Here is a 24,588-nt window from a genome sequence, read left to right on the forward strand (position 1 = left end):
CCGCCTTCGCGCCCGGTTGCGGCTGCGGCTCCGGCTTCGGTTCCGGCTTCGCCCCGGGGGCCGCTTCCGTGGTCGTCTCCGTGCCGATCACGCCGTTGCGTATCTTCGCCGCCGGCCGCGTCCGCGGGGCCGCGGGCTCCCCGGGCCCCGTCCTGCCGTCGTCCCCCGCCGGGCTACCGGTCTCCGTGGCCGCCATCGCTCAGGTACTCCTTCGTGGTGTGGTCCGTGCTGTGGTCGTGCTCGCCGTGTTCGAGTGCGTCCTGAAGCCGCACCGGTGTGGGGGCTCGGCCGCTTCCCGGGGTGCCGCCCGGCACGTCGTCGGGTGCGGTGAGCCGGTGCACGCAATGCTGGGCGTAGAGGTTGCGTGCGCGCAAGATCAGGAGCGGGTCGTACTTCCCCGAGGCGAACAGCGCCCGGAAGTCCGCGAGGGCCTCGCGCGGCTGCTCGCCCTCGGCCTCGGCCTGCGCCGCGATCCGCCGCATCTCCCGCACGAGGGAGTCCGGGACACCGTGACCGGGGTCGCCGTGCAGGAGGTACGCGTCGATGTTCGCCAGGTCCTCGTCCGCGAAGCCCTTGGGACGGGAGACGGGCCGGTCGTCGCGCAGAAGGTGCTTGGCCGTCTTGTCGGCGCTGTGCCATGCGGCGTGCTTCTGCCCGCCCCTGCGTTCGTCCACGGTGTGGGCCAGCTTGTGGTGCTGTCCCGAGCGGGTGGGTGAGTGGCTGACGGTGAGGCGTTCGTAGCCGGGTGCCGTGCCGCCCGCCGTGGTGAGGCCCGGCGTCCGGACGTCCTGGTGCCAGGCTTCCATGCGCAGGCCGCCGAGTTCGCTGTGCGGTTCCTCCAGGTACCGCACCGGGAAGCCCATGAGGGCCATGGCCTCCAGGTTGCCGCTGCGGAAGCCCAGGTGACGGGTGTCGAAGTGGCGGTGGAGGTAGTCGAAGAGCTGGAACTGCCCGGTCCGGGTGTCGCCCCGCCACTCGGACACCCCGCCGTCCTTCCAGAACTCGGTGAGGTCGACGACCTTCGCCCCGAACCCCTTCGGCGGGTGCTTGTCCTCGGTGCCGGGCAGCACTCCGTCGTTGAAGTAGTCGGCCAGGGCACGGTACTTGGCATGCCGGTCGGCTGCCGAGCCGGGCCCGGAGTCGCCGACGACGAGGACGGCGTCGAGGCCGCCGAGACCGGCGACGATCTGGGCCATGCCGACATAGCTGGTGTCGTGCTCGATGTGCACCTCGCCGTTCTTGCCGCTGAACCGCGACCACAGCACCGCGACCTTGGCGCCGTCGGGCAGCCGGAGCTGCTTGGCCTCGCTCAGCCACTGCCCGATCGCCGTGTCCCGGACCGGGTCGGGGCCGACGTGCCACGCCGTGCGGATGTCGTCGCGGAGCTGCGGGGTGAACTGGGCGCCGATCTTCTTGGTGGCGTCGCCCACGCCCAGGAGGTGTTTGCGCGTCTGTGACTTCGAGGGCACCGCCGCGCCCCGCTCCTGGAGCTTCTTCCCGTACTGCGCCATCGTCTCGGACGCCTTGACGACGTGCACGCGGCCGTCCAGTTGCGGCGACTCCGCGTAGAAGGCGGCGACCTTCGCCGCGAGGTGCTTGTCCTGCTCCGACTCGTAGGTCACGTACACCTGGAGGTTGTGGTCGGCGACGAGCGCCGCCGCGATGCCGAACTGGTCGCCCGTGGCGTAGTGCGGCTGCTTGATAACGTACGGCAGCGGGTCCTGTACCGGTCCGCCCTGCCCGCCGGAGCCGAAGGACGGGCCCTGCGTGGTGTGCTGCGGTGCCGGGGCCCCGGAGAGGATGTCGTAGACGTCGGCGGCGACGTCGTCCATCTCCACGTCCTCGTCGATCTCCACGTCCTCGTCGATCTCCAACGCGTCCAGACCGGCGACGAGTTCGTCGAAGAGGGCGTCGGTGGTGTGCACACGGTCCTGGCCCATGAGGTTGAGCGGGCCCGCGTTGCTGCCCGCGAACAGCGCGGACAGGTAGTCGGAGGGGAGCGCCTGCTCGTTGCCGTGGCGGTCGAGGGCCTGGAAGGTGATGTCGACCAGCGACGCGGTCACCGGGACGCCGAGGGTGACCGCCAGGGTCTCCGCCGGTGAGATGGTGCGGGCGTTGCGGGATCCCGCCTGGCACACGATCAGGCGGATGTCGAAGTTCTTCACCGTGCGCCGGTCGCCGTGGCCGAGCAACTGGCCCAGTTCGTCCGCCGCCTCCTTGCCGCTGAGCAACTGGTGGTCGTGGCCGATGACATAGAGGGTGCCGCCCTCCTTGAGGTTGCCGAGCCCGGGAGCCCGGCCCTCGCTCCTGAGGGCGCCGACCAGGAAGCCCGTCTCCGGGTAGGTGTACGGCTTGCGGATCTGGACGACGGCGTCCGTGGCCGGGTCGACCGGCAGGTTGACGCGGGGCGGGTGCGGGGGCGGCATGATGAGCGGCAGCGGGCCCTCGCCCGACGTCCGCCAGGCGGCGACCAGGTGCTGGGCCGTCTCGATCGGGGCGGAGAGCCACTGGTCGAGCGTGCCCTGGTGCCGGTGCTGGAGGTAGGCGGCCAGGTGCTGCCACTCGCCGCTCGCGACGCCCAGGTGGGTGGTGCGGCGGATCAGTTCGACCAGCCGGCCGGGGTCGGTGCTCTGCAGGACGTACAGCGCCAGTTCGTGCAGGTGGTCGGAGACCATGTCCCCGGAGGCGCCGGACTGGATCAGGTCGGCGACGGCGGCGAGTTCGTGCTCGGGCAGGTGCATCAGCGCGGCGAAGTGGCCGACCGGCAGCGGGCCGTACCCGGTGGAGCCGCCGGCGGGTGTGTCCTCGGCGAGGCTGTGCGTGTGGAATCCGGGCCGCGGGGCCGGGGACATGCCCGTGTAGTGCCGGTCGTCCAGGAAGACGTGCACGCGGGTCGCGGTCGGCGGATGGCTGTGGCCGAGCACTTCGGAGGGGCGGCCGGGGTGGTGGATCTCCACCTGGAGACCGAAGGCGTCGGCGAGCAGCGGCAGGAACGCCTCGCCGTGGCCCTCCTCGGAGTTCCAGTCGGCGTCCCAGTTCCGTACGGCCCCGCTGATCGCGTCGAGCAGGGCGTCCCCGGTGCCGAAGGTGTCGAAGAGGGTCGTGGCGGCGTCGGGGTGTCTGGACAGCAGATCGACCAGACCGGCGGCGCCGAGGGTGCCGAGGTGGTCGCCGACCCGGTCGCGTACGTGCTCGACGAGCTCGCGCAGCACCGGGTCGTACGTGCCGTGGCCGTGTGCCCCGGCGAAGGCGGCGCGGAGCCGGGCGGGGTCGGCGAGCAGGTCCCGGGCCTGCGGGGTGAGGTCCGGCAGGGCCCGCAGCACGGCGTCCGGCGCGCTGACGAGGACGGAGCTGATCTGGCAGCAGCCGTCGAGGGGGACGGGGTGCCGCTGGAGAAGGGGGCCCGCGGGCGGCTGCTCTTCCTCAGGTGTCGCGTGCGGGAGTTCCTGCTGTGTCGCCGGCGGCTCGGCCTGGGGGCGAGGCGGGGTCAGGGGACGGTACAGGCCGTTCTCCAGGAGTACGGTCAGTTCGCCGGCGTGCGTGCTTCCGCCGTTCTCGGGCAGCGGGTCGCCGCCGGGGGTGAAGGTGTGGCGGCGGCCCTCGCTGAGGACGGTCACCGGGCGGTCGAGGAGGACGGCGGCGAGGGCCGGGAAGAGGTCGGCCGCGGCGTGCGCGCGGCGCTGGGCGGTCTCGGTGGCGAGGTCGCGGGCGGCCTGGACCCGGGCGAGGCCGAGCCGTCGGTGGGGCGGCAGGACGGAGGCGTGCTCTGGGGTGGGCACACCTTCCGACATGGGGACGATGTGCAGGTCCCGGTACTCGCGGCCCGCTTCGGAGTCGTCGGTGACGAGATGGCCGAGCCCGGCCTGTTCGATCTCGGTGTCGGTGAAGACGTCGGTCACGTCGGGGTGGTAGGCGGCCAGGATCTCGGCGAGCCGGGCCGCGCGGCGGTCCGGGTGCGGTCCGCCGGGCGGCGTGCCGTGGATCCGCGTGTCCCGGAACACCCGCAGCACCTCGTCGCGGAGGACGGCGGCGCGGGCGTCGGTGGGGTCGCCGAGCGCCTGCGCCAGGGCGTGGAAGAGGCCGTTGCCGTCGCTGCGGGCGGGGCCGGCCTGCCAGGTCGTGCCGTCCAGGGTGACGCCGGAGACCTCGCCCGTGTCGTCCAGGACGAGCGCGTAGTCGTCCGGGAGCTTCGGCGTCTTCTCGGGTGCGGTGAACACCGGCGGGGCGGGCAGCGGGCCCTGGACGCCGTCCTGGCCGCGGGCGTGCGCGAAGTGGGTGAGGGTGAGGGCGGCCGCCAGGACCTGTTCGTAGGTGGCTCGGGCCGCCTCGAACTGCTCCTTGAGTCCCTGGAGTTCGGCGCCCTCGGTCTCCTTCAGCTCCTGGAGTTCCGGTGCTCGGGCGTCGTCGTGGCGGACCCGTACGGCGAGGTCGGTGAAGGGGCGGCGGGCGTCGTCGTAGGCGGTGGAGGCGGCCTTGAACGCGTCCTCCGCGCCGGTGACGGCGTCCCACGCCTCGGAGACCTCGGGCGGGAAGGTGTCGTCGGTGAGGATGCCGAGGGCGCGGGCCTTGTCCTCGCTGATCCACATCTCGACGCGGATCTCGGTGGCGCCCGTCTGCGGTCCGGCGGGCGCGGAGAGCCCGAGGCGGCGGGCGAGGGAGCTGTCCTTCACGTCGCGGTGGACGGCGGCGTGCGCGAGGACGGTGGCGGGGACCGAGACCAGTACGGCGCGGCCGGTGTGCGGCTTGTCGTTGCGGCGGCTCTGGTCGGCCTCGGTGTCGACGTGCGTCAGGTTGGCGCTGCGGCCCGCGCCGGTCTGCGGCTGGAGGCTTCCGGTGTGGGTGCCACTGCCGCTCCCGGTGTCGCCCTTCACGGTGAACGGCAGTCCCGCGGTCACGTTCAGGCCGCGGTCGCCGCCGCGCGCGGTGTCGTGGGAGAGGCCGCCGCCCCTGAGGTTCTCCAGGCGCACCTTGTCGCTGACCCGCAGGATCTGGGCGTTGCCGTGCCGGAGGAGCATGTGCAGGGTGAGGGAGCCCTCGGAGCCGCCGACGAGGCTGTCCTCGAAGAGTCCGGGTATGAGGTGTCCGCCGGGCCGCAGGGCGCTCGAGTCGCTGAGCGCGCCCGCCAGGGCGATCGCGTTGGTGCCGGTGGTGAGCGCGTGCGCGGCCGCCGTGCCGGGGTGGACGAGTCCGCTGCGGCCGCCTCCGCCGGCCAGGGTCAGGAGCTGCCGGGCGAGCTGCCGCACCTGTTCGGCGCCGTGCACGCCCTTGATGTGGATGCCGTCGCCCGGGGTCAGCTCCGGGTGGTTGGCGCGGTCCTCGTGGGTGAGGTGGGCGTGCAGGGCGGCGGGGTCGGACAGGCCGGGGTACAGGGTGACGGCCGCCGACGGCTTCTTCGGTTCGAACGTCGCTCCGGGCGGGTCGAGCAGGATCATCGGGGCGTAGTCGGTCTGCTTCCCGGCCCGCCACGACACGGGCCCGGCGGTGCCGTCCGGACCGGTGAGCAGGCTGTGTCCGTCGGTGTCGACGAGGTCGACCTCGATGTGCACGTCCGACTCGACCGAGACGATGCCGCCGGACACCGCCGTGAGGTGGGTGACCACGCTCGTCACGGAGGAGGTCGTGGAGCTGGTGGCGGAGCGGGTGGCGGAGGCGGGGCCGAGGTTCCCGCCGACCGTCAGCGGGTCGTGCTCGGCGCGTTCGGAGCCCGGCAGGCCGAGGGCGTTGCCGCGGGTCTTCGACACGCCGGTGTCCACGGTGGTGTTGACGGTGTGGGTGCTCTCGATGTCGCCGAAGCCGGTGAACTCCACCACCTTGGGCGCGCGGCGCTCGTGGCGGATCCGCAGCTCGACGTTCTTCCCGCCGAGCCGCATCCCGCGGCTGAGGTTGAGCCGTCCGGCGCGCCCGCGGGCCACCGCGTCGACGCCCGCCTGGAGCGCCGACCGCACGGCCTGCTGGGACAGGAGTGTGTGCAGGGTCTGCACGCCGGTCTCGCCGACGCCCCGCTGCTCGATCTGGTGCAGCAGGTCGTCGAGCACCTGGAAGGCGTCCCCGCCGCCGGAGGACTGTGTCCCGCCGAGCGGGTAGAGGCCGATGGCGTCGTCGACGGTCCACCGGGGCACGGCCCAGGCGCCCTTGCCGTGTCCTGTGCCTTCCGGGGCCGGTCCGGTGGTGTTCCCCAGTCCCGGGTAGGGGCCCAGGGTGTCGTCCACGATGCCCAGGCGGTGTGCCTCCCGTGCCGTCAGCAGGCCCTTGAACGCGCCGGGGGCGTGGACGAGCCGCCCGGCGGTCGTCGCGCCCGGACGCAGTGCCTTCAGGACGGCTCCGAGGATGCCGGCCGGATGCCCGGACGCCTCGACGCGGAAGTCGCTGTCGCCGGTGACGAGCAGGAAGTACCCGGTGTTCTGCACCAGGTTGGTCTCCCGGGACACGCTGCGGCCGGTGCCCCGGGTGTGCGACGTGGTGTGCTGGAGGAGGGTGGCGGTCAACGGGTAGCCGCCCAGGGAGGGGCCGCCGGGTCCGTCCTGGGTCAGGACGGGGTTGAGTCCGGCCGTCACGGCGTGGGTGCTGGTGGCCGACGTGCTCCCCGAGACGGTGACCTCCATGCCGATGTTCTGCTCGGGCTCGAAGTGCAGGGTGAGGCTCGCGGGCCGCAGGTCGCCGCGCCGGGCGCTGATGCGCAGGGTGCCCTCGAAGCCCAGGAACCAGCGCAGCGACCGCAGGCCCGTGAGCAGGATGCCGCCGGGCGAGTACAGCTGGTCGGCCTGCGCGGACAGGACGAGGTCGCTGAGCAGCCGTGCCGCGCGCTCGTGGTGCGGGCCGCCGGGCAGGGACAGCTCGCGCCGCCGGCCGCCCGCCGCGTGGTCGACGGCCGCGGTGAAGGCGGTGACGAGTTCCGCGGGCGGGTGGACCTTCACGGTGAGCAGGGGTGTCGCGGACAGCGGGTCCGGTGTCGTCGTCGGTGGCGGGCCGAGCGGGTCGGCCTCGGCCGGGTCCAGCACGGTGACGAGGGCCTGGTGCGGCGGACCGGGCTCGCCGGTCTTCAGCGGTACGTCGGGCAGCAGTTGCTCGGAGAGCGCGATGTCCGCGGTGAACGGCAGGCGCAGGGGCGCCGGTCCGCCCAGCGGCCGTACGGGGGTCACCGGGTGGACCAGGCCGAGGGTGAGCGCGTGGGGCAGCGGGGTCAGGCCGGTGTATCCGGCGAGCGTGCCGCGGATGACACCGGTGAACGCGAAATGGTGCGCGCCGCCCTGGGTGGCGATCATCTGCTCGCGGCTCGCGGTGCCGCCGGAGCGCGTCGAGCGGACGCCGCCGCGGTCGTACCGGTACGCCAGGGACAGCGACAGGTCGTGGGAGCCCGCTTTGAAGCCGAGGCGGCCCTCCACGCCCGCGCTGAGGCCCCGCGCGAGGTCCTGGCCGCCGTCGTGGCGTACGGTGCCGGGTCTGCTGTGCCGCAGCATGTGCTGGTGGTTGGTGCCCAGGTACCGGGGCGCGGCGGTCAGGTCGGCGTGCAGGGTGAGCACGAACATCTTCTCGCGGAGCGCGCCGCGTCCGAACAGCGGGATGCGCAGCCCGCGGTGGTGCAGTTCGTCCAGGACGGACGCCAGCCGGTCGGGGCGCAGCGCCCGGATGATGTTGCGGGTGTTCTCGGCGGCCCGTTCGAGGGCGTGTCCGGGCCGGTACCAGGGTGTCGACGGGTTCTGCGCGAGGTGTTCGCGCGTGAGGACCATGACGAACGGGCCCAGTTCCTGAGCGACCAGGTCGAGGACCTGGTCGGTGAGGGCGTAGGGATCGTCCCGACCGGTGCCCAGGGTGAGGGTCTGCACCTTGGCGAGGGACAGGTCCACGTGCTGCCGGTCGGGGGTGAGCAGCGGGCCGAGCGAGGGTTCGTTGCGTCCGACGCGCAGTCCTTCGCGCGTGTCGTAGCCGCGCAGCGCCCACAGGTCCCGGACGGGGCGCCGCACCAGCGCCCAGGTGTGCACCTCGCGGGTGTGTCCGCCGGGCAGTTCCACCGGGAAGGTGAGTTCCTGGACGCCGAGGACGGTGAGACTGTTCTTGGTGCGGTTGACGTGCTTGCTGCCGGAGGCCCCGCCCAGGTTGGTGAGGTGGGTGGTGGACCTGTCCAGGCCGCCGGTGACGCCGGCCTGTCCGTAGACGAGCTCACCGCCCGCGCGGGCACCGAGGAAGCCGGTGACGGCGGCGGTGTTCTGCGTGGTCGCGCCGATCTCGTTCTTCATCGTGAACTGGTCGGTGACGCGGATCTCGTGCGTGGTGGAGACGCCGACCAGGTGGAAGGTGCCGAGGGTGCCCCGGCCGACCTGGATGCCGTGCCGCGGGTCGAGTCCTCCGGTGAGCAGTTCGCCCGCGTGCTCGGTGAAGTGGCGTACGGACAGGTGGTCCAGGACGCTCTGGAAGTCGGGGTGGGGCGGGGCCAGTCGAAGGTGCTGCGCGGCCCACAGACCGAGGTCGCCGAGGCCGCCGAGGCCCTCCACGTGGACATCGCCCAGCGGCGCGTCCGGCAGCGGGGTGAAGGAGCGCGGGACCCGCTGGTCCAGGGTCGGCTGCTGTTCCGAGGACTCCGGCGCGCGCACCAGGAGGCCGTTCTCCACGCCGAGGCCGACGGTGAGCGGTGCCTTCGGGGTGTTCTGCGGGCCGCGTACGGGCGCGAGGGGTTCGCCGTGCACCTCCACCTTGAAGTGGACGTGGCTGACGAAGAAGTGCGCGTCCTCGGCGGAACGTGTCTCGCGCTGGTTGAGGTACTGGTCGGTGGTGGTGTGCTTGCGTCCGTCGGTGGTACGGTACGCGCCGGTGACCTGGACGGCGGGGCCGACCGGGGAGCCCGTGAGGCCGAGCGGGACGGCGGCCGAACGGCTCGCGCTCTCCGCGGTGGTGAGCCCGCCGGTGTGCTGGGTGCGGTGCACGGTGTCGAACTTGTACGGGGACTTCTTGCCGAGGTCGGGCAGGAGCGTCCAGTGGCCGGCCTCCGGCGAGAGGATCGCGCTCACCGTCACCGGGCGCGCGGCGCCCACCGCGTCGAAGTGGGCGACCATCGTCTTGCCCTCGCCGATGAAGCTCTGCGGCTCGTTCAGCAGGGCGTCGGCCAGTCCCGGTATACGGGTGCCGAGGGTGGGCAGTCCGGTCCGCCGGGCGAGTTCGGTGTCGAGGGCGGTGTGCACGGCGGTGGCGACGGTGCCGCCGGATTCGGGGTCGACGAACTGGAGCCACACGTGTCCCGCGGTCGCCCCGCCGCCGGTGAGGGCGGTGGAGGCGCTGCCGGACACACCGGTGGTGCCGGTGGTGCCGCTGGTGGCGGCGTTCCAGGTCGCGTACGCGGAGACGTCGTACAGCCAGGCGGGCGGGCTGGGCGCGCCCTCGGCCGTCGCGGTGGGCGGCCGCACGCTGGGGACGGGGAAGTTGGGGTTGTGCTTGGCCGGGGGGAGCCGGGTGTCGTCGGACGGCGGGCCGGACGGGGTGAGGGCGAGCGGGCCGGGGGCGCCGCCGGGCTCCTGGGTGTGCCGGGCGGCGTACTCCGCGCCGCCGAGGTGCCGGGTGCCGGGGCCGCCGGGCCGGTGGGAGGTGCCGGGACCGCCGTGGCCGGTGGTGTCGGGCACGAAGCGTCTGCCGTGGGCGCTCTCCTCGGCGAGCCACGTGTGGACGTCGAGGTTCGGCAGGTGGCCGCGGGCCCACAGGTCGTAGAAGGACGCGAACCAGTCGTCGCGGGTGCGGCGGCCGAGGTGTTCGAGCTGGCCGGGTGCCAGGCCGCGGCCCTCGGCGGCCTCCTTGAACCCGGCCGCCCAGCGGTCCAGGCCGAGGGCCGCGTGCAGTTCGAAGGCCCACCGGCGGCCCAGCCCGGCCGTCAGTCCGGCGTGCGCGTCGTGCCACTGGCGGAGCGTCTCGTCCGTCGCCGTGGCCGTCCCGAGGGGGTGGTTGAACCGCTCGTCGAAGAGCTGGGTGACGGCGTCGGCGTGGGCGTGCGCGAACCGGTCCACGGCGTCCTCGGGCAGCGGCGTCCCGGGGTGCTCCTGCGCCCACTGCCCGGCGAACCGGCGGGCCTCGGCCTCCGCCTGCGCGTGCAGCGAGGCGTGGACGGTCTCCAGGGTCACCTGGTGGTGCACGGCCGCCGTGTCCAGGTCCCCGGCGAACGCGAGCGCCGTCCTCAGGTCGCCGCCGAAGCCCTGTTCGTGCCGGTCGACGCGGGTGTGCAGGGCGGTGCCCACCGTGTGCGCGGCGCGGTTTCGGGCGGCTGCCGGGGCGGGGCCGTGCGCGGGCAGGTGTGCCGTGAAGGCGGCCGCGAACGCCTCGCCCAGGGTGGTGAGTCCGGTACGCGGATCACGGGCGGCGGCCTCGGTCCGCTCCACGGCGAGGTGTGCGGCGTGCTCCTTGGCGAGCTGCTTCACCAGCCGTTCGGCGAGCGACCCGTGCTTCTCCTCGCGCACCGCGCGCCACTTGTCCAGCGTGGCGGTGTCAGGGGTGCCCCGGCGGATCGCGGGCTCGCCGAAGGTGTCGTGCCAGTCGGCCTCGAACTCCAGGCCCCACTGGTGGAGCAGGTGTTCGCGCCGCGCGTCGGTCCGCGCCCGCTGCCCGGCGTCCTCCAGCTGTGCGGTCAGCCGGTCGAAGACCGTGTGGAAGTGGGTGTCCGCCATGCCTCGGTCGCGGGCCTGGCGGGCGGCGGCGTCGGTGAGGTCGTGCAGGGCCGGGAGGGCGGCGCTGAGCGCGCTCTTGACGGCGTGCTCGATCCGGTCGGGGCGGGGGTGGGCCGAGGTCAGCTCCGCCTGGATCAGGCTCTCGGCGACCTCGCGCACCCGCTGGTCGATCACCTTGCGCAGTTGCTCCTCGGCGCGGGCCCTGCTGTCCGGATGGGCGGCGAAGATCTGCGCGGCGGCGGCCGGAGGGGCGGCCAGGACCGTGGTGACGGTGTGCTCGGTGATCTGGCCGACGACGTTCTCGACCTGCTGGTGCAGCGCGTACGCGTCGTCGAGCGCGGCCATCGGGTTCTTCGCGACGGTCAGGTCGGGGACGGGGGTGCTCTCCGGGTCGTGCGCCGCCGTGATCCGCTCGTCGAGCGTGCCGCGCAGCCGCCGGAGGGTCTGCGGGTCGTCGACCCCGTGCTTGCGGCTCCACTCGTCCAGTACGGCGTCGAGGTTCCGGGTGCGCCGGTGCTCCTCGGCGTGGAGCTGCGCGTCGTCGAGGGCGGCGTCACGCTGCCGGGTCAGGTCGCTCTGCCGCTCGTGCCAGGTGCGTTCCCGCTCGGGGTCGTGAGGGGTGCCGTCGAGGTCGGGGGACGGGGAGTGGTGCGCGGGGGCGGCAGGTGGCACCGTCTGGGGTGAGGTGCTCTCGGTGAGCGGGCGCTGCTCCTGCGGGAGCGGGGCGGTGACCGGGTCGGGCTTCGGCTGCTCCCCGCTCGGGGAGGTCACGTGCGCGGGCGGGTGCGTCGGGGCGGACGTCTGGGGTGTGGACGTCTGCGATGTGGGTGTCTGGGGTGTGGGTGTCTGGGGTGTGGGTGTCTGGGGTGTGGAAGCCGGGGACGTGGACGTCTGCGGCGTGGTCAGGGGCGGCGTGTCCGAGGAGGCCGTGACCGGTTTCGGGGCGCCCACCGGCGGGTTGGCGGGTGCGCTCGTGCCCGTCGAGGTGGAGACCGTGGCCGTCGTGGCGGTCGTAACCGTCAAGGTCGTCGTGGTCGTCGCCGGGGTGGTCGTCTCCGGGCCCCGTGTGTTCACGGACACCGAAGCGGCCGGCACGGGAGCCGACTCGGTCGCGACATGTGTCGAGGCGGTCGGGACAGGCGTCGACGCGGTCGGGACGGGAGTCGAGGCGGTCGGCGCGGGCGCGGTGGTGAGCGGTGCGTCCGTCGTCGGTGCGGGTGTGTTCAGGAAGGCCAGCGGGCCCCGGTCCGGGCTGCTGAGCGACGCGAGGTGCTGGCCGAACTTGGACACCCCCTCGCTGTCCTTGGCGAAGTAGTCGATCGCGGGGTGCACGAGGAAGTGGCGTCCGGCGTGCCCGATCCCGGTGGTCAGGAAGCCCGCGAGGAACGTGCCGCCGCTGGTGGTGAACGAGCCCTGGGTGATGAGGTTGAAGGCGCCCTCCGCGAGGTTCTGCGACGCGCCCTGCACGACCATGTCCGTGCCGTAGAGGCCCACCAGGAACCGCCAGTCGGGCTTCATGCCCGCCTTGGTCAGCAGCTCCGGTATCTCCTCGGCGAGCACCTTCACCGCCGTGGTGCCGAGCAGCTTGTCCGCGGTCAGCTCCGCCCCGGCCTTGCCGACCACCTCCTTGCCGAGGGTGTGGCGGACCTGCGCGCCGAAGGCGCCCGCCGACCCGGCGCCCGCCCACTCCTTGACCAGGTCCTTCGCCCAGAGCTGTCCGATGGTGCGGGCGGCCTCGCCCTCGGCCCCGGCGAAGCCGTGCTGGGCGAACAGCTTGCCGATCTTCGTGGTGAACTCGTCGGTGAACTTCTTGCCCGCGGCCTTGTTGAGCCCCTTGGCGAGATGGAAGTCGAGTGCGCCGAGGGTGTTGCCGAGGCCCTTCGCCAGCTTCTTCGCCGCCGCCTCGGCACCGGCCGAACCGGCCGTCTTGGCCAGCACCTCGCCGAGGCCGTGCTTGAGCACGGTGGTGAAGTCCTTGCCGATCAGACCGCCGAGCTTCATGCCCAGTTTGGCGCCCACCAGGCTCAGCGCCCCGCCGATGACCCCCTGCACGGCGCCGTACTCCAGTGCCTGGAGCGTCAGTTTGCCGTCCCAGTGGTCGCGGTTGCCCTGCCCCATCTGGATGCCCTGGATGAGGGAGTCCATGGCGACACCGAGAGCGGCGCTCATCACCGTGTGCAGGGCGATGCTCTTGACCAGGCCCTGGATCATCTTGGGCACGAGCATGCTGACGATCGTCTCCAGCAGAGACGTCTCGGCGGCCACGGCCTCGCCCAGGAACGGCACCCACCACACCGCCGCCAGGAACAACAGCTCCGCGATCAGCTCGATGAGCTGGGCGAGGATCATCCACTTCGCGTACTCGGCGTCGGTCGCCGTCTCGCGCGCCGCCTTCGCCAGATTGCCGGCCTGCTCCTTCATGGCGGCCAGCGAGCTGGGGTCGCCGCCGCTGATCAGGGCGGCGTAGGCGGCGAACCGCGAGGCAGCCTCACCGGCGAAGTCGGCGTTGATGCGCCGCGCCAGTTCGTCGAGGGCCTGCTCGATGGCGTCGAAGTCCCGGGCCGTGGCCTCGTAGCGGACGGCCGCCTCGCGCAGCGCGTCCTCGTCGATGGACGGCCAGTCCATGCCGGTGAGGGCCTTCATCAGCTCCTGCGCCTGCGGGGACGGTGTCAGCACGCGCGGTGTCGCCTTTCCGTCACTGCCCGGTGGCCGCCTTCCAGTCGGCGGCGAACCGCTTGGCCTCGTCCTCGGCCTTGTCGAAGACCTTCATGACGTCGTCGCCGTCCACACCGAGCCGGCTCACCAGCGTGTTGAGCAGGGTGAGCATGTCCTCGACCGGGGGCATGCCCTTGTCGACCGTGGCGTGGTACTGCTTGGACGCCTCGTCCTCGTTGTTGCCGCCGCCGCTCTTGTTCAGCTCGTTGATGCGGGCGATGTTGGCGTTGGCGTCGGCGAGCGCGGTGCCCAGCCGGGGGTACTCGGCGAAGAGCTGTTTGAGCTGGTCGGTGGTGCGGAGCACCTCAGGCATCGCCGCCCCCGTCGCCGTCGCGCCGGCCCGCGAAGGGGTCCCCGGTCAGTGCGCGCAGCGGGGCCAGCAGGTCGCCGATGGCGGTGCCCGCCTCCATCGACCTGCGCATCTCGGCGCCCGCTCCGCGCAGCGGCGCGAACGCCTCGTACGCCTCCTTCGCCGCCTGCTGCTGCGCGCGGGTGACGATCTCGACCAGGGTCCGGCTCAGCCGGGCCGGGTCCATGGCGCGGTAGTCCTCGGTGTGGAACCTGATGTCCCGCACCTCGCCGCGCGCGCCGACGGTCACACTGACCGTGCGGTCCTTGGAACGTACGGTGGTGGTTCGGGAGTTCAGCTCGCGCTGGGCGGCGACGAGCCGCTCCCGCTGCGCCTTGAGCCGTTCGGTCATGTCACCGAGCTCGTCCTGCAACACCTCACCGAACGCGGACGTGAAGCCCTTCGCCTCGGCACCGCTCATCAGCCGATCACCCCTGTCCCCGAGGACGCCTGCGTCCCCCAGGTCTCCTCTTCCTCGTCCAGGAAGCTCTTGCGTTCCCGGCCCTGGTCGGCGCCGCCCGCTCCGGCGCCCGCGCCGGAGCCCATCGGGGGCATCATCGGCGGGTTGGACGACGTACGGCGGCCGGTGGTCAGGGCCGCCTCCTCGGGGGCCAGGGCGCCCAGACCGCCCGACGAGGTGCGGATCCGGGCCGAACGGCCGGGCCTGAGCTGTTCCTCGGTGGCGGGCGCGTGCTCGGTGAGGGAGCCGTCCGGCTGTCTGACGCGGAAGCCGCCCTTGAGGTTGCGGGCGTTCTCCAGGGTGTGCAGGTCGGCGCCGGAGGTGCGGGTGCCCAACCGGGCCCGGCGCAGCGCGTCCTGGTAGGCGCGCTGCTGGGTGCCCGCCTTCTGCTGGTCGAGCTGCTGCTTGCGCAGTTGCTCCTGGTAGGACTTCTCCTGTTCGTCGGCGGCCTTCTGGAGCGCCTGGCGCCGCTGCCTGAGCTGGTCCTGGTACGCCTTCTCCTGCTCCTGGGCGGTCTTCTGGAGCGCCTGCTGCCTGCGCTGCTCGTTCTGCTGCTGGAGGCGCTGCTGCTGGAGGTCGTAGGCGCCGGGAGAGACCTTGCGCAGGGTGCCGTCCTGGTTCTTGAGCGGCTTGCCGTCGGGTCCGGTGACGGTGCCGTCCTTGTTGACGACGGCGCCGGGCGGCAGCTTGTCGAGGGCGCTGCGGGCGTCGCCCCCGGTGCCGTCCGTGCCGCCGGTCTTCGTGGTGCCGTCGGTGAAGGTGCCGCCCTCGCCGGTCTTCTGGAGGGCGTTCTTCAGGCTCTGCTGGTCGACGACGGGGCCCGCGCCCGTGCCGTCGCCGTCCTTCTGTCCGCCGCCCGGGAGGTCCTTCTGGTCCTGGAGGTTCTGGTCCAACCTGCCGTCGCCCGGGTTCTTCCCGGCGTCGTCCAGTGCCTTCTGCTGGTCCTGCTCGCTCTGCTCCAGCTGCTTCTGGAGGTCGTCGAGGGAGGACTTTGCGGGGTCCTTCGGGCCGTCGGCCGGGTGGGCGGCGCCGGGGGTGCGCCACTTGGGCTGCGCGATGTGCGGGATGGCCCCGGCGGCCGTCCCGTAGGCGTTCTCCAGGTCGCTGAGCGCGGTGGCGGCCTGCGGGTCGAGCGTGGTGGAGACGTGGTTCTTCCAGCGGGTCTTGGCCTGGTCCTCCACCCGGTCCCAGAAGGACTGGTCCATGGGGTTGCCGTAGGTCGGGTCGGTGAACACGGGTGTCTGGCCGACGGAGACGACCAGACCACCCTTCGCCTGGGCGCTGAGGCTGTTGAAGACGTCCTGGAGGATGTCGCGGACGTGGTTGGCGGGCCAGGCCTCCGGCGAGGCGCGCCAGGTGTCGTACGCCGTCTGGAGGTCGCCGGTGCGGGCCTGGAGGCGGCTGCGCGCGTCGTCGATGAGCCCGGAGAACTCCCTGGGCATCGTCATCTGCACGGCGAGGTCCTGGAACTCGTTGGCGATGCCCGTGAGGGCGTCCTTGAGGGCTCCGGCCGCGCTGCCCTGGAGGTCCGAACCGGACACGTCGAGGTCGCGCGCCCAGCCGGTGATCCGTTGGTGGGTGTCGGCGAGGAACTTCTCCACGCCGCGGACGGTCATCCCGGCCGAGTCGAAGCTGAGCAGCTTGACGACGTCGGTGCCGGCCTCGGTGACGGACGCCCAGAGCAGGTCCAGGGGTTCGCGGACGAACCTGCTGAGCGGGGTGCCCGCGTCGTTGGACCCGACCTCACGCGCGAGCCGCAGGCCGACCTGGTAGTACAGCGTGTCGTAGCTGATGGTGGACTGGAGGGTCTCGGAGTCGGTCTCGACGGTCTCCACGACGTACGGGATGTACCAGCCGATGTCCCAGGAGCCGCCCGGCGGCCCCGCGTCGGCGCCGCGGGGTACGACCGTGTGCTCGGCGAACCAGCTGGCGTGTCCCTCGCCGCTGCCCGCCACCTGGTCACGGGTCGTGGGCTGGTCCCAGGTGTACAGGGAGAGGATGTCCTCCCACGACCCGGACGCGGACGCCATGGTGCTGCTCCTTCCGCGCGGTTGTTCGGTGCTGCCCGGTGCGGGCGGGGGCCGCCCGTCCGTCACTTCGTGGTGGTGGTCACCGGTGCGGTGGTGGTGGAGACGGTGCCGCCGAAGAGGCCGACCACGTCCCGCAGGTCCGCCATCATCGCCTCGGCGGTGACGGCCGCGCCGTCCTCGCCGTCCTGGAGGTACTGGTGGACGAGCTTCAGGTCGACGGCCGCCTGGTGCAGGTTCGCCGACATGCTCTCCAGCTGCCGCGTCATCTCGGCCGCGAACCGGGCGAAGTCGGCCTGGAGGGCGCCGGTGCTCGCCACGCCCTTGCCGGAGCCCGCGTAGATGCGGTCGAAGCCGTCGACGGTCTTGTCGCCGCCGAACGCCTTCAGCAGGGCGATCCAGTTGTCGCCCGCCATGTCCTGGAGCAGGCCGCCGATGCCGGTGACGATCTCGTCGATCTTCGCGTCGGTGACCTTGTAGGTCCCGGTGTCGCCGTCGTCCTTCGCCATGGCTAGTGGCTCATGATCTGGCCGCCGCGCAGGTCGGCCTCGATCTGGGCGTCGACCATGCGCTCCAGTGCCTGGGCGCCCTGTCCGAACGCCTGGTTCATCTGGTTGATCGAGGTGTTGACCGTGTTCTGGAAGTCGTTCCAGGCGATGGCGGTGGTGCCCTGGAAGGAGTGCTGGAGGGGCCTGATGCGGTCGAGCATGTCCTGGAGGGCGTCCACCATGGCCTTGTTGGCCTGGGTCATCTCCTCGATGGCGGTGTTGGCCGCCGCTTTCACCAAGGTCACGTCGGGCATGTCGTCGGCTCCTTGTCCACGAAGGTGTACGGGGTGGTGCGGGGGGTCACTTGGCGCCGCCGCCGAGGGCGGCGTAGGCGTCGGCCGAGGCGTCGTAGTAGCTGCCCGCGCTCGGGCTCCACGCGCTGCCGTACTGCTGGGCGTCCATCTCGCCCTGGTTCTGGGTCTTGTCGGCGTCGGTCAGCGCCTGGTGGAGGGTGTCCACCTTCTGCTTGACGTTCGTGTACGCCTGCATCCACTCCTGGAGCTTGGCGGAGAAGATGTTCGACGAATCCGCGACGTAGGCCAGGCGGACGTCGTCGTGGATCTGCTGCACCGTGTTCCCGGCCTTGGCCATGGCCGCGACGTTGTCCTCGATCGCGGTCCGGGCCGCGTCGATGTCGGCCTGTGCCCGGTTGTACGTGCCGCCGGTCTGGTCGATGCCGCTGGGTTCGCTCACAGAAGTGGCCCTTCGCCTCAGGGGGATCCGTTCGAACAGGCAGTCACATTATCCCGGAACTGATAGATGCAGAGGGAAACTGCCTGCCCGTCCACGTAATTTGAGCAACCTAAGAGGTTGCGCCGCCGCACTGTTCACCCGAAGGCGGCGCGGCGGACGTCGGTGCGACAACTCCGCTCACCGCCAAAGCCGTTGGATCGAGCACCGGACCACGCGGCAGAAGCCCGAGCAGCCGGGCCGGCAGCCCGGTCGCGGAGGAATCCGAATAGCCCAGGCTTTTCAGGGCCGTCGGCGCGAGCGGGTAGGCGACGCCGTTTTCCGGCACCAGATACCGGGAGTCCCCCGTCCCCGCGCTCGACTCGGCCCGTACCAGGGCCCCGGAGCCCGGCCGCACCCACACCCGGTCGGCCGGAGTGCAGGCGGCGCCGACGGCGGGCTGCGCGGCGGGCGCGGTGCCGGGCACGGAGGCGGCGTCCACCACGGCCACGGTCGTGGTGTAGCCGTCGCCCTGCGGGCTGTCGCGTACGCAGATCTGCTGGGCCGCCGGGTCCACCGCGTCCACCCGGGGCGCGGTCCGCGGCAGTCCGGCCGCCAGCTCGGCGGCCGCCGCTGCCGGGGCCTGGTGGGCGGCGAGGTCGGCGGGGCCCACGGGGTGTTCGGCGACCGACCGGCCGCCGTAGGCGATGCGCTGGGTGCGCGGGTCGCCGCGCAGCAGCCGGTGCCCGAGCCCGGTGAGCGGGACCAGTCCGTCCGCGCGCAGCAGATAGGACTGCCCGGAGGCGGTGAAGAGCTGTCCCACGCGGGTCGCGGTGCCGCCCAGCCGCGGTCCGGGCCTGCCCCGGCCGGGCACGTCGGGCGGGGCGAGGGCCGGTCCGGCGTCCAGGGTGCCGAGGAACGCCGGGCTCACGGCCGTCGGGACGACCCCGGCCCAGCCGAGCGCGGCCTGGGTGCCGTTGCGGGTGTCGACGGGGAACCGCCGCCCGTTCCAGAGCAGTTGGACGCCCGCTCCGGGTGCGGTCACCAGCACACCGCGACCGGAGCCGAGTCCGCCGTCGTCACCGGGGGCGTCGATCAGGACGCTGGTCAGCGGTTTCGCGCCGGTGCCCGGGGCGGCGGGGGTCTGCCCGGCGCAGACCGCCCACACCGGGCGGCGGACCGGGTGGGGCAGCGCGTCGGGGGCGCCCACGATGCCCAGGGTGGCGCCGCGCGGGGTGTCCTGGAGGGAGTCGGCGGCCGCGTCCGCGACCCGGAACCGGTCGCCGGCCAGCAGCCGGGCGGACGCCTCGTTGAGGACGGGGTGCAGCGCCCCGCCGGTGTACAGGTAGCGCGCTCCGGTCTCGCGGACGACGACCAGCGTGCCGGGCACCCGCCAGGAGGTCCCGCCGCCCGGCGAGACCAGCCCGAACACCGCGGTGCCCAGGCAGGCCAGCGCGACCAGGGCGCCGCCCCACAGCATGCCCTTGGAGGTACGCGCTGAGGGTGTCTCGGGGGCGTCCGGGTCGCCGCGGAGCATGCTGCCCGACAGCCGTCCCAGCACGAAGAGGTGGGCCTGCACCTGGTCCTTGCGCGACTGCACCGCCATCAGCCCCTATCCCCTGATCCCGCGCAGCGCGCCGAACACCCCGGCGAGCAGCACCGCGAGCGGCAGCAGGACGAGCGCGGCGAAGGTGTGCAGCAGGTCCGCGATCCGGCCCCAGTACGGGACCAGGCGGCGGCCTGGCACGGTCCAGGCGGCGACGGCGGTGACCGCCGCGAGCACCGCGAGGGCCGCGGTGATCCCGAGGCGGCCGGTGAGCCCGAGGTCGGCGGCGCGCAGACAGCTCGCGAGGACCAGCCCGTACGCGCCGGGGACGGCGGTGGCCAGGCGGTGGCGTACCGAGCCGACGACCCTGACGTGCAGGAGCAGCAGCACGCTGAGGGCGACGGCGAGGGCGGGCGCGGTCCAGCCGTCGGAGGCGGGGGCGGTGAGCAGAGCGCTCTGGCAGCCCATGGCGACCAGGCCGAGCGCGGTGTAGCAGCCGGTCAGGTAGGAGTCGGCGAGTCCGGCGCGGGCGGTGACCTGGGCGGCGGGGAAGGGCTCGATGCCTTCCTGGAGTTCGCGGGCGTTGGAGGGCAGCGGCGGCAGGCGCAGTCCGGCGAAGCGGAAGGCCAGGCCGGGCACGAGTCCGCCGCAGACGACGGCGGCGACGGCGACCCAGCCGGCGGCGTGCGCGAGCGGTACGCCGGCCGCGGTGAGGCCACCGCCGAGCGCCGTGAACGCCGCCACGGCGAAGGCGCCCAGGAAGAGCGGGGCGTGGGCGCCGACCGCGGCCAGGGCGATGACGGCGGCTCCGGCGCCCGCCGCTCCGGCGGCGAGCAGGCGCGGTCCGGTCATGTCCTCGCCGTGTCCGGCGGCGGGGACGAGCGCCCCGGCGAGCGCGAGGCAGGGCACGGCCAGGACGCCGAGCAGGGCGCCGGCCCCGGCGTCGCCGACCGCGCGGGAGGCGGCGAAGGCCCCGGCGACCAGCAGCAGGGCGAGGACGGCCGCCGCCGCGGCGCGGGGCACGGCGTCGCCCGGCAGAGCCAGGGTGAGCAGTCCTGCGAGCAGGGCGGCGGCGGTGAAGCCGAGGAGCAGGCGGCGGGTGAGGGCGGGCCGCCAGGTGTCGGGGCGGGGCCGCAGGACGTCGCCGATGCCGTCGACGAGGTCGTCGAAGTCCACCTCGGGAAGCTGGTCGTGGCGGGGGCGCAGATGGAGGACCTCGCCGTCGCGCAGGCCGAGCGAGTCGGCGGTGCCCTCCTCGTCCAGCGGGGCCGCGCCGAGGCGCTGGAGCACCCAGCCGCCGTGTTCGAGGCCCTGCTCGTGGAGGTCGTCGCCGGCGTACTCGACGAGCACGGGCATCAGATCCACGAGGGGAACATCGGCCGGCACGCTCAATTCGAAGGATCCGGCCGGGCCTCTGACTGCTATTCGGCAGAGGCCGACGGTCTTGTCGCTCACGGTTGCTCGATTCACTCCCGCCTGGAATTCAAGCGCGGTCCGACTCGGGAACGGAGGCACACTATCGCGCAGCCGTATCAGTATGATCAACCGACAAGTTGCGTCGGCTCCTTCGCTTTGCCACCGCCGCCGCTCGCCTTATGACCGTATGCCAGTCGCCGTATGACCGTATGTCGCTTTCCGCAGGGCCTGTGCCGTTCGCCGCACGCCCTCACCGCTAGCCGGGAGCCGGTTTGAGCACCGTCACGTTCCGTCGGCCGCCGCGCCGGGTGGGCCCGCAGATGCCGGAGGGGGAGCTGGCGCTCCAGGAGCCGCCGGCGCTGCCCGAGCCCCAGGGCGCCATGAGCGGCGTCGTCACCTACCTGCCGATGGCCCTGAGTTCACTCGGCATGGTCCTGGTGTTCATCCGGCCCGGCGAGGGCAACGGCGTGCTGATGTGGGTGGCCGTCGGCATGATGGCCGTCTCCGCCGTCGCCATGCTCGTCGCCCAGTTCCTGCGCGCCGCCGGTGACCGCAAGCGCAAGCTGCGCGCCGAACGCCGCGACTACCTGCGCTATCTGGCCACCAGCCGCCGCAGGCTGCGCAAGGTCGTCGACCTCCAGCGCAAGGCCCTCGACTGGCGCCATCCGCGCCCCGAGGCGCTGGCCTCGCTCGCCCGCACCGGCCGGCTGTGGGAACGGCGGGCCACCCACGAGGACTTCGGCGAGATCCGCATCGGCACCGGCGACCAGCAGCTCGCCCTCACCCTCAACCCGCTGTCCACCCGGCCGGTGGAGGACCTGGAGCCGCTGTGCGCGCACGCCCTGCGGCGCTTCATCCACACCTACTCGACCGTCCGCGACCAGCCCGTCGCCCTGCGGCTGCGCTCCTTCGCCCGGGTGCTGCTCGGCGCGAAGGACGAGGACCGGGACGTCGCGCGCGCCCTCGTGCGGGCCGCCCTGGGGCAGTTGACCGTCCTGCACGCGCCCGACGAGCTGACCGTGGCCGTCGTCGCCGACGGGGAGAGCGCCGCGCACTGGGCGTGGACCAAGTGGCTGCCGCACCTCCAGCACCCCTCGGACACCGACGGCGCGGGCCCGGCACGGCTCATCGCGGAGTCCGTGTCCGAGCTGGAGCCGCTGCTCGGCGAGGAGTTCGCGGCCCGGGGCCCCTTCGAACCGGGCGCGCAGCCCGGCCGCGACGAACCGTTCACCGTGATCGTGCTGGACACGGCGACCGTGCCGGCCGGTGCCCGCCTCGCGGAGAACGGCTACCGCAACACCGTCGTCGTCGACGTACGCGCCACGCTCGACGCGGCGGCGCCCGCGCGCGGCACTCTGCGGCTGCGGGTCGAGGCGGACGCGCTGACGCTGCGGACCACCGGCCCGGACGGCCGGCCCGACGAGACGGCGCTCGGCAGGCCCGACGCGCTCGGCCCGCACGCAGCGCGCGCCCTCGCCATGGGCCTCGCCCCCTACCGGCTCGGCGCCGCCGTACGCTCCGAGCGCCCGCTCCAGGAGGACCTGGAACTGACCGACCTGCTCGGCATCCGCGACCTGCGCGCCGCGGCCGTCGCCGACCTGCACCGGCCGCGCGCCGCGAGCGAGCGGCTGCGGGTGCCCATCGGCGTCGGCGCGGACGGCTCGTACGTCATGCTGGACCTCAAGGAGTCCGCGCAGGGCGGCATGGGCCCGCACGGCATGCTGATCGGCGCCACCGGCTCCGGCAAGTCCGAGCTGCTGCGCACCCTCGTCCTCGCCCTCGCGCTCACCCACAGCTCCGAGACGCTGAACTTCGTGCTGACCGACTTCAAGGGCGGCGCGACCTTCCTCGGCCTCGACCGGCTCCCGCACACCTCGGCGGTGATCACCAACCTCGCCGACGAGGCCGCGCTGGTGGAGCGCATGAAGGACGCCCTGCACGGCGAACTGGTCCGCCGCCAGGAGCTGTTGCGCAAGGCGGGAAACTACACGTCGGTGCGCGAGTACGAGGAGGCGCGCGCGGGCGGCGCCGATCTGGAGCCGCTGCCGACGCTGTTCGTGGTCGTCGACGAGTTCAGCGAACTGCTCGCCGCGCACCGCGACTTCCTCGATCTGTTCGTGATGATCGGGCGGCTGGGCCGCTCCCTGTCCGTGCATCTGCTGCTGGCCTCCCAGCGGCTCGACGAGGGCCGCATCCACCAGTTGGAGTCCCATCTGTCGTACCGCATCGGCCTGCGGACCTTCTCCGCCATGGAGAGCCGGGGCGTGCTCGGGGTGCCCGACGCCTACGAGCTGCCGCCGCAGCCGGGCAGCGGCCTGCTCAAGAACGACGTGGGCGCCCTCACCCGCTTCAAGGCCGCCTATGTCTCCGGCACCTACCGCGTGGCGCGGCCCGAGGTGCGCCAGTCGGTGGTGGCCGGGCAGGTCGTGCCGTTCGACGCGGGCTGGGTGGCGCCGCGCGCGCTGCCGCAGCTCACGGCGCCCGAACCGCGGGCCGAGGAGGAGCCCGGCTCCGGGCCGAGCCTGCTGGCCGTGGCCGCCGGGAAGCTGGAGCGCTCCGGGCCGCCCGCGCACCAGGTGTGGCTGCCGCCGCTGGCCGAGCCGCCCACCCTGGACCTGCTGCTGCCCCCGCCGGGTGCCCCGGCGCGCTTCCTCACCGTGCCGGTCGGCGTCGTGGACCGGCCCTTCGACCAGCGCCGCGAGGAGCTGACCGCCGATCTGTCCGGGGCCGGCGGGCACGTCGGCATCGCGGGCGGACCGCAGTCCGGCAAGTCCACCCTCATCCGCACCCTCATCGCCGCGCTCGCCCTCACCCACACCCCCCGCGAAGTGCAGTTCTACTGCCTGGACTTCGGCGGCGGCGCGCTGACCGGCCTGGCCGGGCTGCCGCACGTCGGCCAGGTCACCGGCCGGCTGGACCCCGAGCGCATGGCCCGTACGGTCGCCGAGGTGACCGGTGTCGTCGCCCGCCGCGAACGGCTCTTCGCCGAGCAGGGGGTCGAGTCCATGGCCGACTTCCGCAGGCGGCGGGCGGCGGGCGAGTTCCCCGACGAGCCGCACGGCGACGTGTTCCTCGTGGTCGACGGCTGGAACACCGTACGGCAGGACTTCATGGACCTGGTGCCGACCTTCAACCTGATCGCCTCGCGCGGCCTGAACTTCGGAGTGCACCTGATCGTGGCCTCCGGCCGCTGGTCCGAGATCAGCGGCGCGCTGCGCGACCAGCTCGGCACCCGCTTCGAACTGCGCCTGGGCGACCCCGTCGACTCGCTCGTCAACATGCGCGCCGCCGCCGGGGTGCCGGCCGTGCCGGGCCGCGGCCTGACCGGGGAGCGCATGCACTTCCTCACCGCGCTGCCCCGCACCGACGGCGACCCGCGCGCCGAGACCGTCGCCGAGGGCGTCGCGGCGCTGGTGCGGCAGGTCGCCGACGGCTGGGACGGGCCGGAGGCGCCCGCCGTGCGGATGCTGCCGCTCAGCCTGCCCGCCACCCGACTCCCCGCCGCCGACGGGGACCTGCGGGTGCCGCTCGGTCTCGAGGACCTGCGCCTGGAGGTGCTGCGGCACGACTTCGAGGAGCATCCGCACCTGGTGGTCGTCGGCGACGTCGAGTCCGGCAAGACCAATCTGCTGGCCCACGTGTGCGACGCGATCACCGGCCGCTACTCCCCCGACGAGGCCCGGGTGCTGCTCGTCGACTTCCGGCGCGGACTCGCCGACACCGTCCCCGAGGCGCACCGGCTCGGCTACGCGGTCGGCCTCGACCTGCTGCGCAAGACGGTCGAGGGCGCGGCTCGCGCGCTGCGCGAACGCGTCCCCGGACCGGAGATCGGCCCGGCCCGGCTGAAGCTGCGCGACTGGTGGACCGGGCCCCGGCTGTTCGTCGTCGTCGACGACCACGAACTGGTCTCCTCGGGCGGCTACGGCGCCGGCGACCCGTTCGCACCGCTGCACGAACTCCTCGCCCAGGGCACCGAACTGGGCTTCCATCTGATCGTGGCGCGCGGCGCGAACGGCGCGGGCCGGGCCATGACCTCCGACGCGCTGCTGCGCCGCCTGGTGGAGGCCAACACACCGGTGCTGATGCTGTCGTGCCCGCCCGCCGAGGGACAGGTCGTGGCCGGCACCCGGCCGCGGGTGCTGCCCGCGGGCCGCGCGCTGTACATCACCCGCCGCCGCACCGTGCAGGTGCAGACGGCCCTGCGGGCCTGACGGGCCC

10 protein-coding genes are annotated in these 24,588 nt (G+C 73.3%); 1 reads left to right on the top strand and 9 read right to left on the bottom strand.

What is annotated here, in order from left to right:
* Window positions 1–173: 173 nt before the first annotated feature.
* From A8713_RS01335 to eccD, 9 genes are all read right to left on the bottom strand, one after another.
* Complete coding sequence (locus tag A8713_RS01335; RefSeq protein ID WP_064531002.1) at window positions 174–13,316, bottom strand: WXG100-like domain-containing protein; 13,143 nt, start codon at window positions 13,314–13,316, stop codon at window positions 174–176.
* A 19-nt stretch (window positions 13,317–13,335) separates the two neighbouring features.
* Window positions 13,336–13,668: a hypothetical protein gene (locus tag A8713_RS01340; protein ID WP_159393061.1), complete on the bottom strand. Its 333-nt coding sequence runs from the start codon at window positions 13,666–13,668 to the stop codon at window positions 13,336–13,338.
* The gene (locus A8713_RS01345; RefSeq protein ID WP_064531004.1) at window positions 13,661–14,125 is read right to left on the bottom strand and encodes a YbaB/EbfC family nucleoid-associated protein; all 465 of its coding nucleotides are present in this window, start codon (window positions 14,123–14,125) and stop codon (window positions 13,661–13,663) included. The genes A8713_RS01340 and A8713_RS01345 overlap by 8 nt, the downstream gene beginning before the upstream one ends.
* Window positions 14,125–16,194, bottom strand: coding sequence for a hypothetical protein (locus tag A8713_RS01350; protein WP_064531005.1), 2,070 nt, complete (start codon window positions 16,192–16,194; stop codon window positions 14,125–14,127). The genes A8713_RS01345 and A8713_RS01350 overlap by 1 nt, the downstream gene beginning before the upstream one ends.
* Window positions 16,195–16,256: 62 nt before the next feature.
* Complete coding sequence (locus A8713_RS01355; protein ID WP_064531006.1) at window positions 16,257–16,700, bottom strand: hypothetical protein; 444 nt, start codon at window positions 16,698–16,700, stop codon at window positions 16,257–16,259.
* A gap of 2 nt (window positions 16,701–16,702) precedes the next feature.
* The gene (locus tag A8713_RS01360) at window positions 16,703–16,993 is read right to left on the bottom strand and encodes a WXG100 family type VII secretion target (RefSeq protein ID WP_064531007.1); all 291 of its coding nucleotides are present in this window, start codon (window positions 16,991–16,993) and stop codon (window positions 16,703–16,705) included.
* 46 nt (window positions 16,994–17,039) lie between these two features.
* A complete protein-coding gene (locus A8713_RS01365) occupies window positions 17,040–17,432 on the bottom strand; it encodes a hypothetical protein (RefSeq protein ID WP_064531008.1) in 393 nt (130 codons plus the stop codon).
* 109 nt (window positions 17,433–17,541) lie between these two features.
* Window positions 17,542–19,014, bottom strand: a complete 1,473-nt coding sequence (eccB, locus tag A8713_RS01370; protein WP_079158791.1) for a type VII secretion protein EccB — start codon at window positions 19,012–19,014, stop codon at window positions 17,542–17,544.
* Window positions 19,015–19,020: 6 nt separating this feature from the next.
* Window positions 19,021–20,469: a type VII secretion integral membrane protein EccD gene (gene eccD / locus A8713_RS01375; RefSeq protein WP_335743770.1), complete on the bottom strand. Its 1,449-nt coding sequence runs from the start codon at window positions 20,467–20,469 to the stop codon at window positions 19,021–19,023.
* 221 nt (window positions 20,470–20,690) lie between these two features.
* On the opposite strand from eccD, the gene eccCa reads away from it, so the two are divergent.
* The gene (gene eccCa / locus A8713_RS01380; RefSeq protein WP_064537176.1) at window positions 20,691–24,581 is read left to right on the top strand and encodes a type VII secretion protein EccCa; all 3,891 of its coding nucleotides are present in this window, start codon (window positions 20,691–20,693) and stop codon (window positions 24,579–24,581) included.
* The last annotated feature ends 7 nt before the right edge of the window (window positions 24,582–24,588 follow it).

The organism is Streptomyces sp. SAT1 (genome assembly GCF_001654495.1).
GTDB classification, from domain to species: domain Bacteria; phylum Actinomycetota; class Actinomycetes; order Streptomycetales; family Streptomycetaceae; genus Streptomyces; species Streptomyces andamanensis.

Excerpts from the sequence above, each read along its gene's own strand:
- A8713_RS01340 (WP_159393061.1), bottom strand. The coding sequence starts at position 13,668 with ATGCCTGAGGTGCTCCGCACCACCGACCAGCTCAAACAGCTCTTCGCC.
- A8713_RS01345 (WP_064531004.1), bottom strand. The coding sequence starts at position 14,125 with ATGAGCGGTGCCGAGGCGAAGGGCTTCACGTCCGCGTTCGGTGAGGTG.
- A8713_RS01350 (WP_064531005.1), bottom strand. The coding sequence starts at position 16,194 with ATGGCGTCCGCGTCCGGGTCGTGGGAGGACATCCTCTCCCTGTACACC.
- eccCa (WP_064537176.1), top strand. The coding sequence starts at position 20,691 with ATGCCGGAGGGGGAGCTGGCGCTCCAGGAGCCGCCGGCGCTGCCCGAG.
- A8713_RS01355 (WP_064531006.1), bottom strand. The coding sequence starts at position 16,700 with ATGGCGAAGGACGACGGCGACACCGGGACCTACAAGGTCACCGACGCG.
- eccB (WP_079158791.1), bottom strand. The coding sequence starts at position 19,014 with ATGGCGGTGCAGTCGCGCAAGGACCAGGTGCAGGCCCACCTCTTCGTG.
- A8713_RS01360 (WP_064531007.1), bottom strand. The coding sequence starts at position 16,993 with ATGCCCGACGTGACCTTGGTGAAAGCGGCGGCCAACACCGCCATCGAG.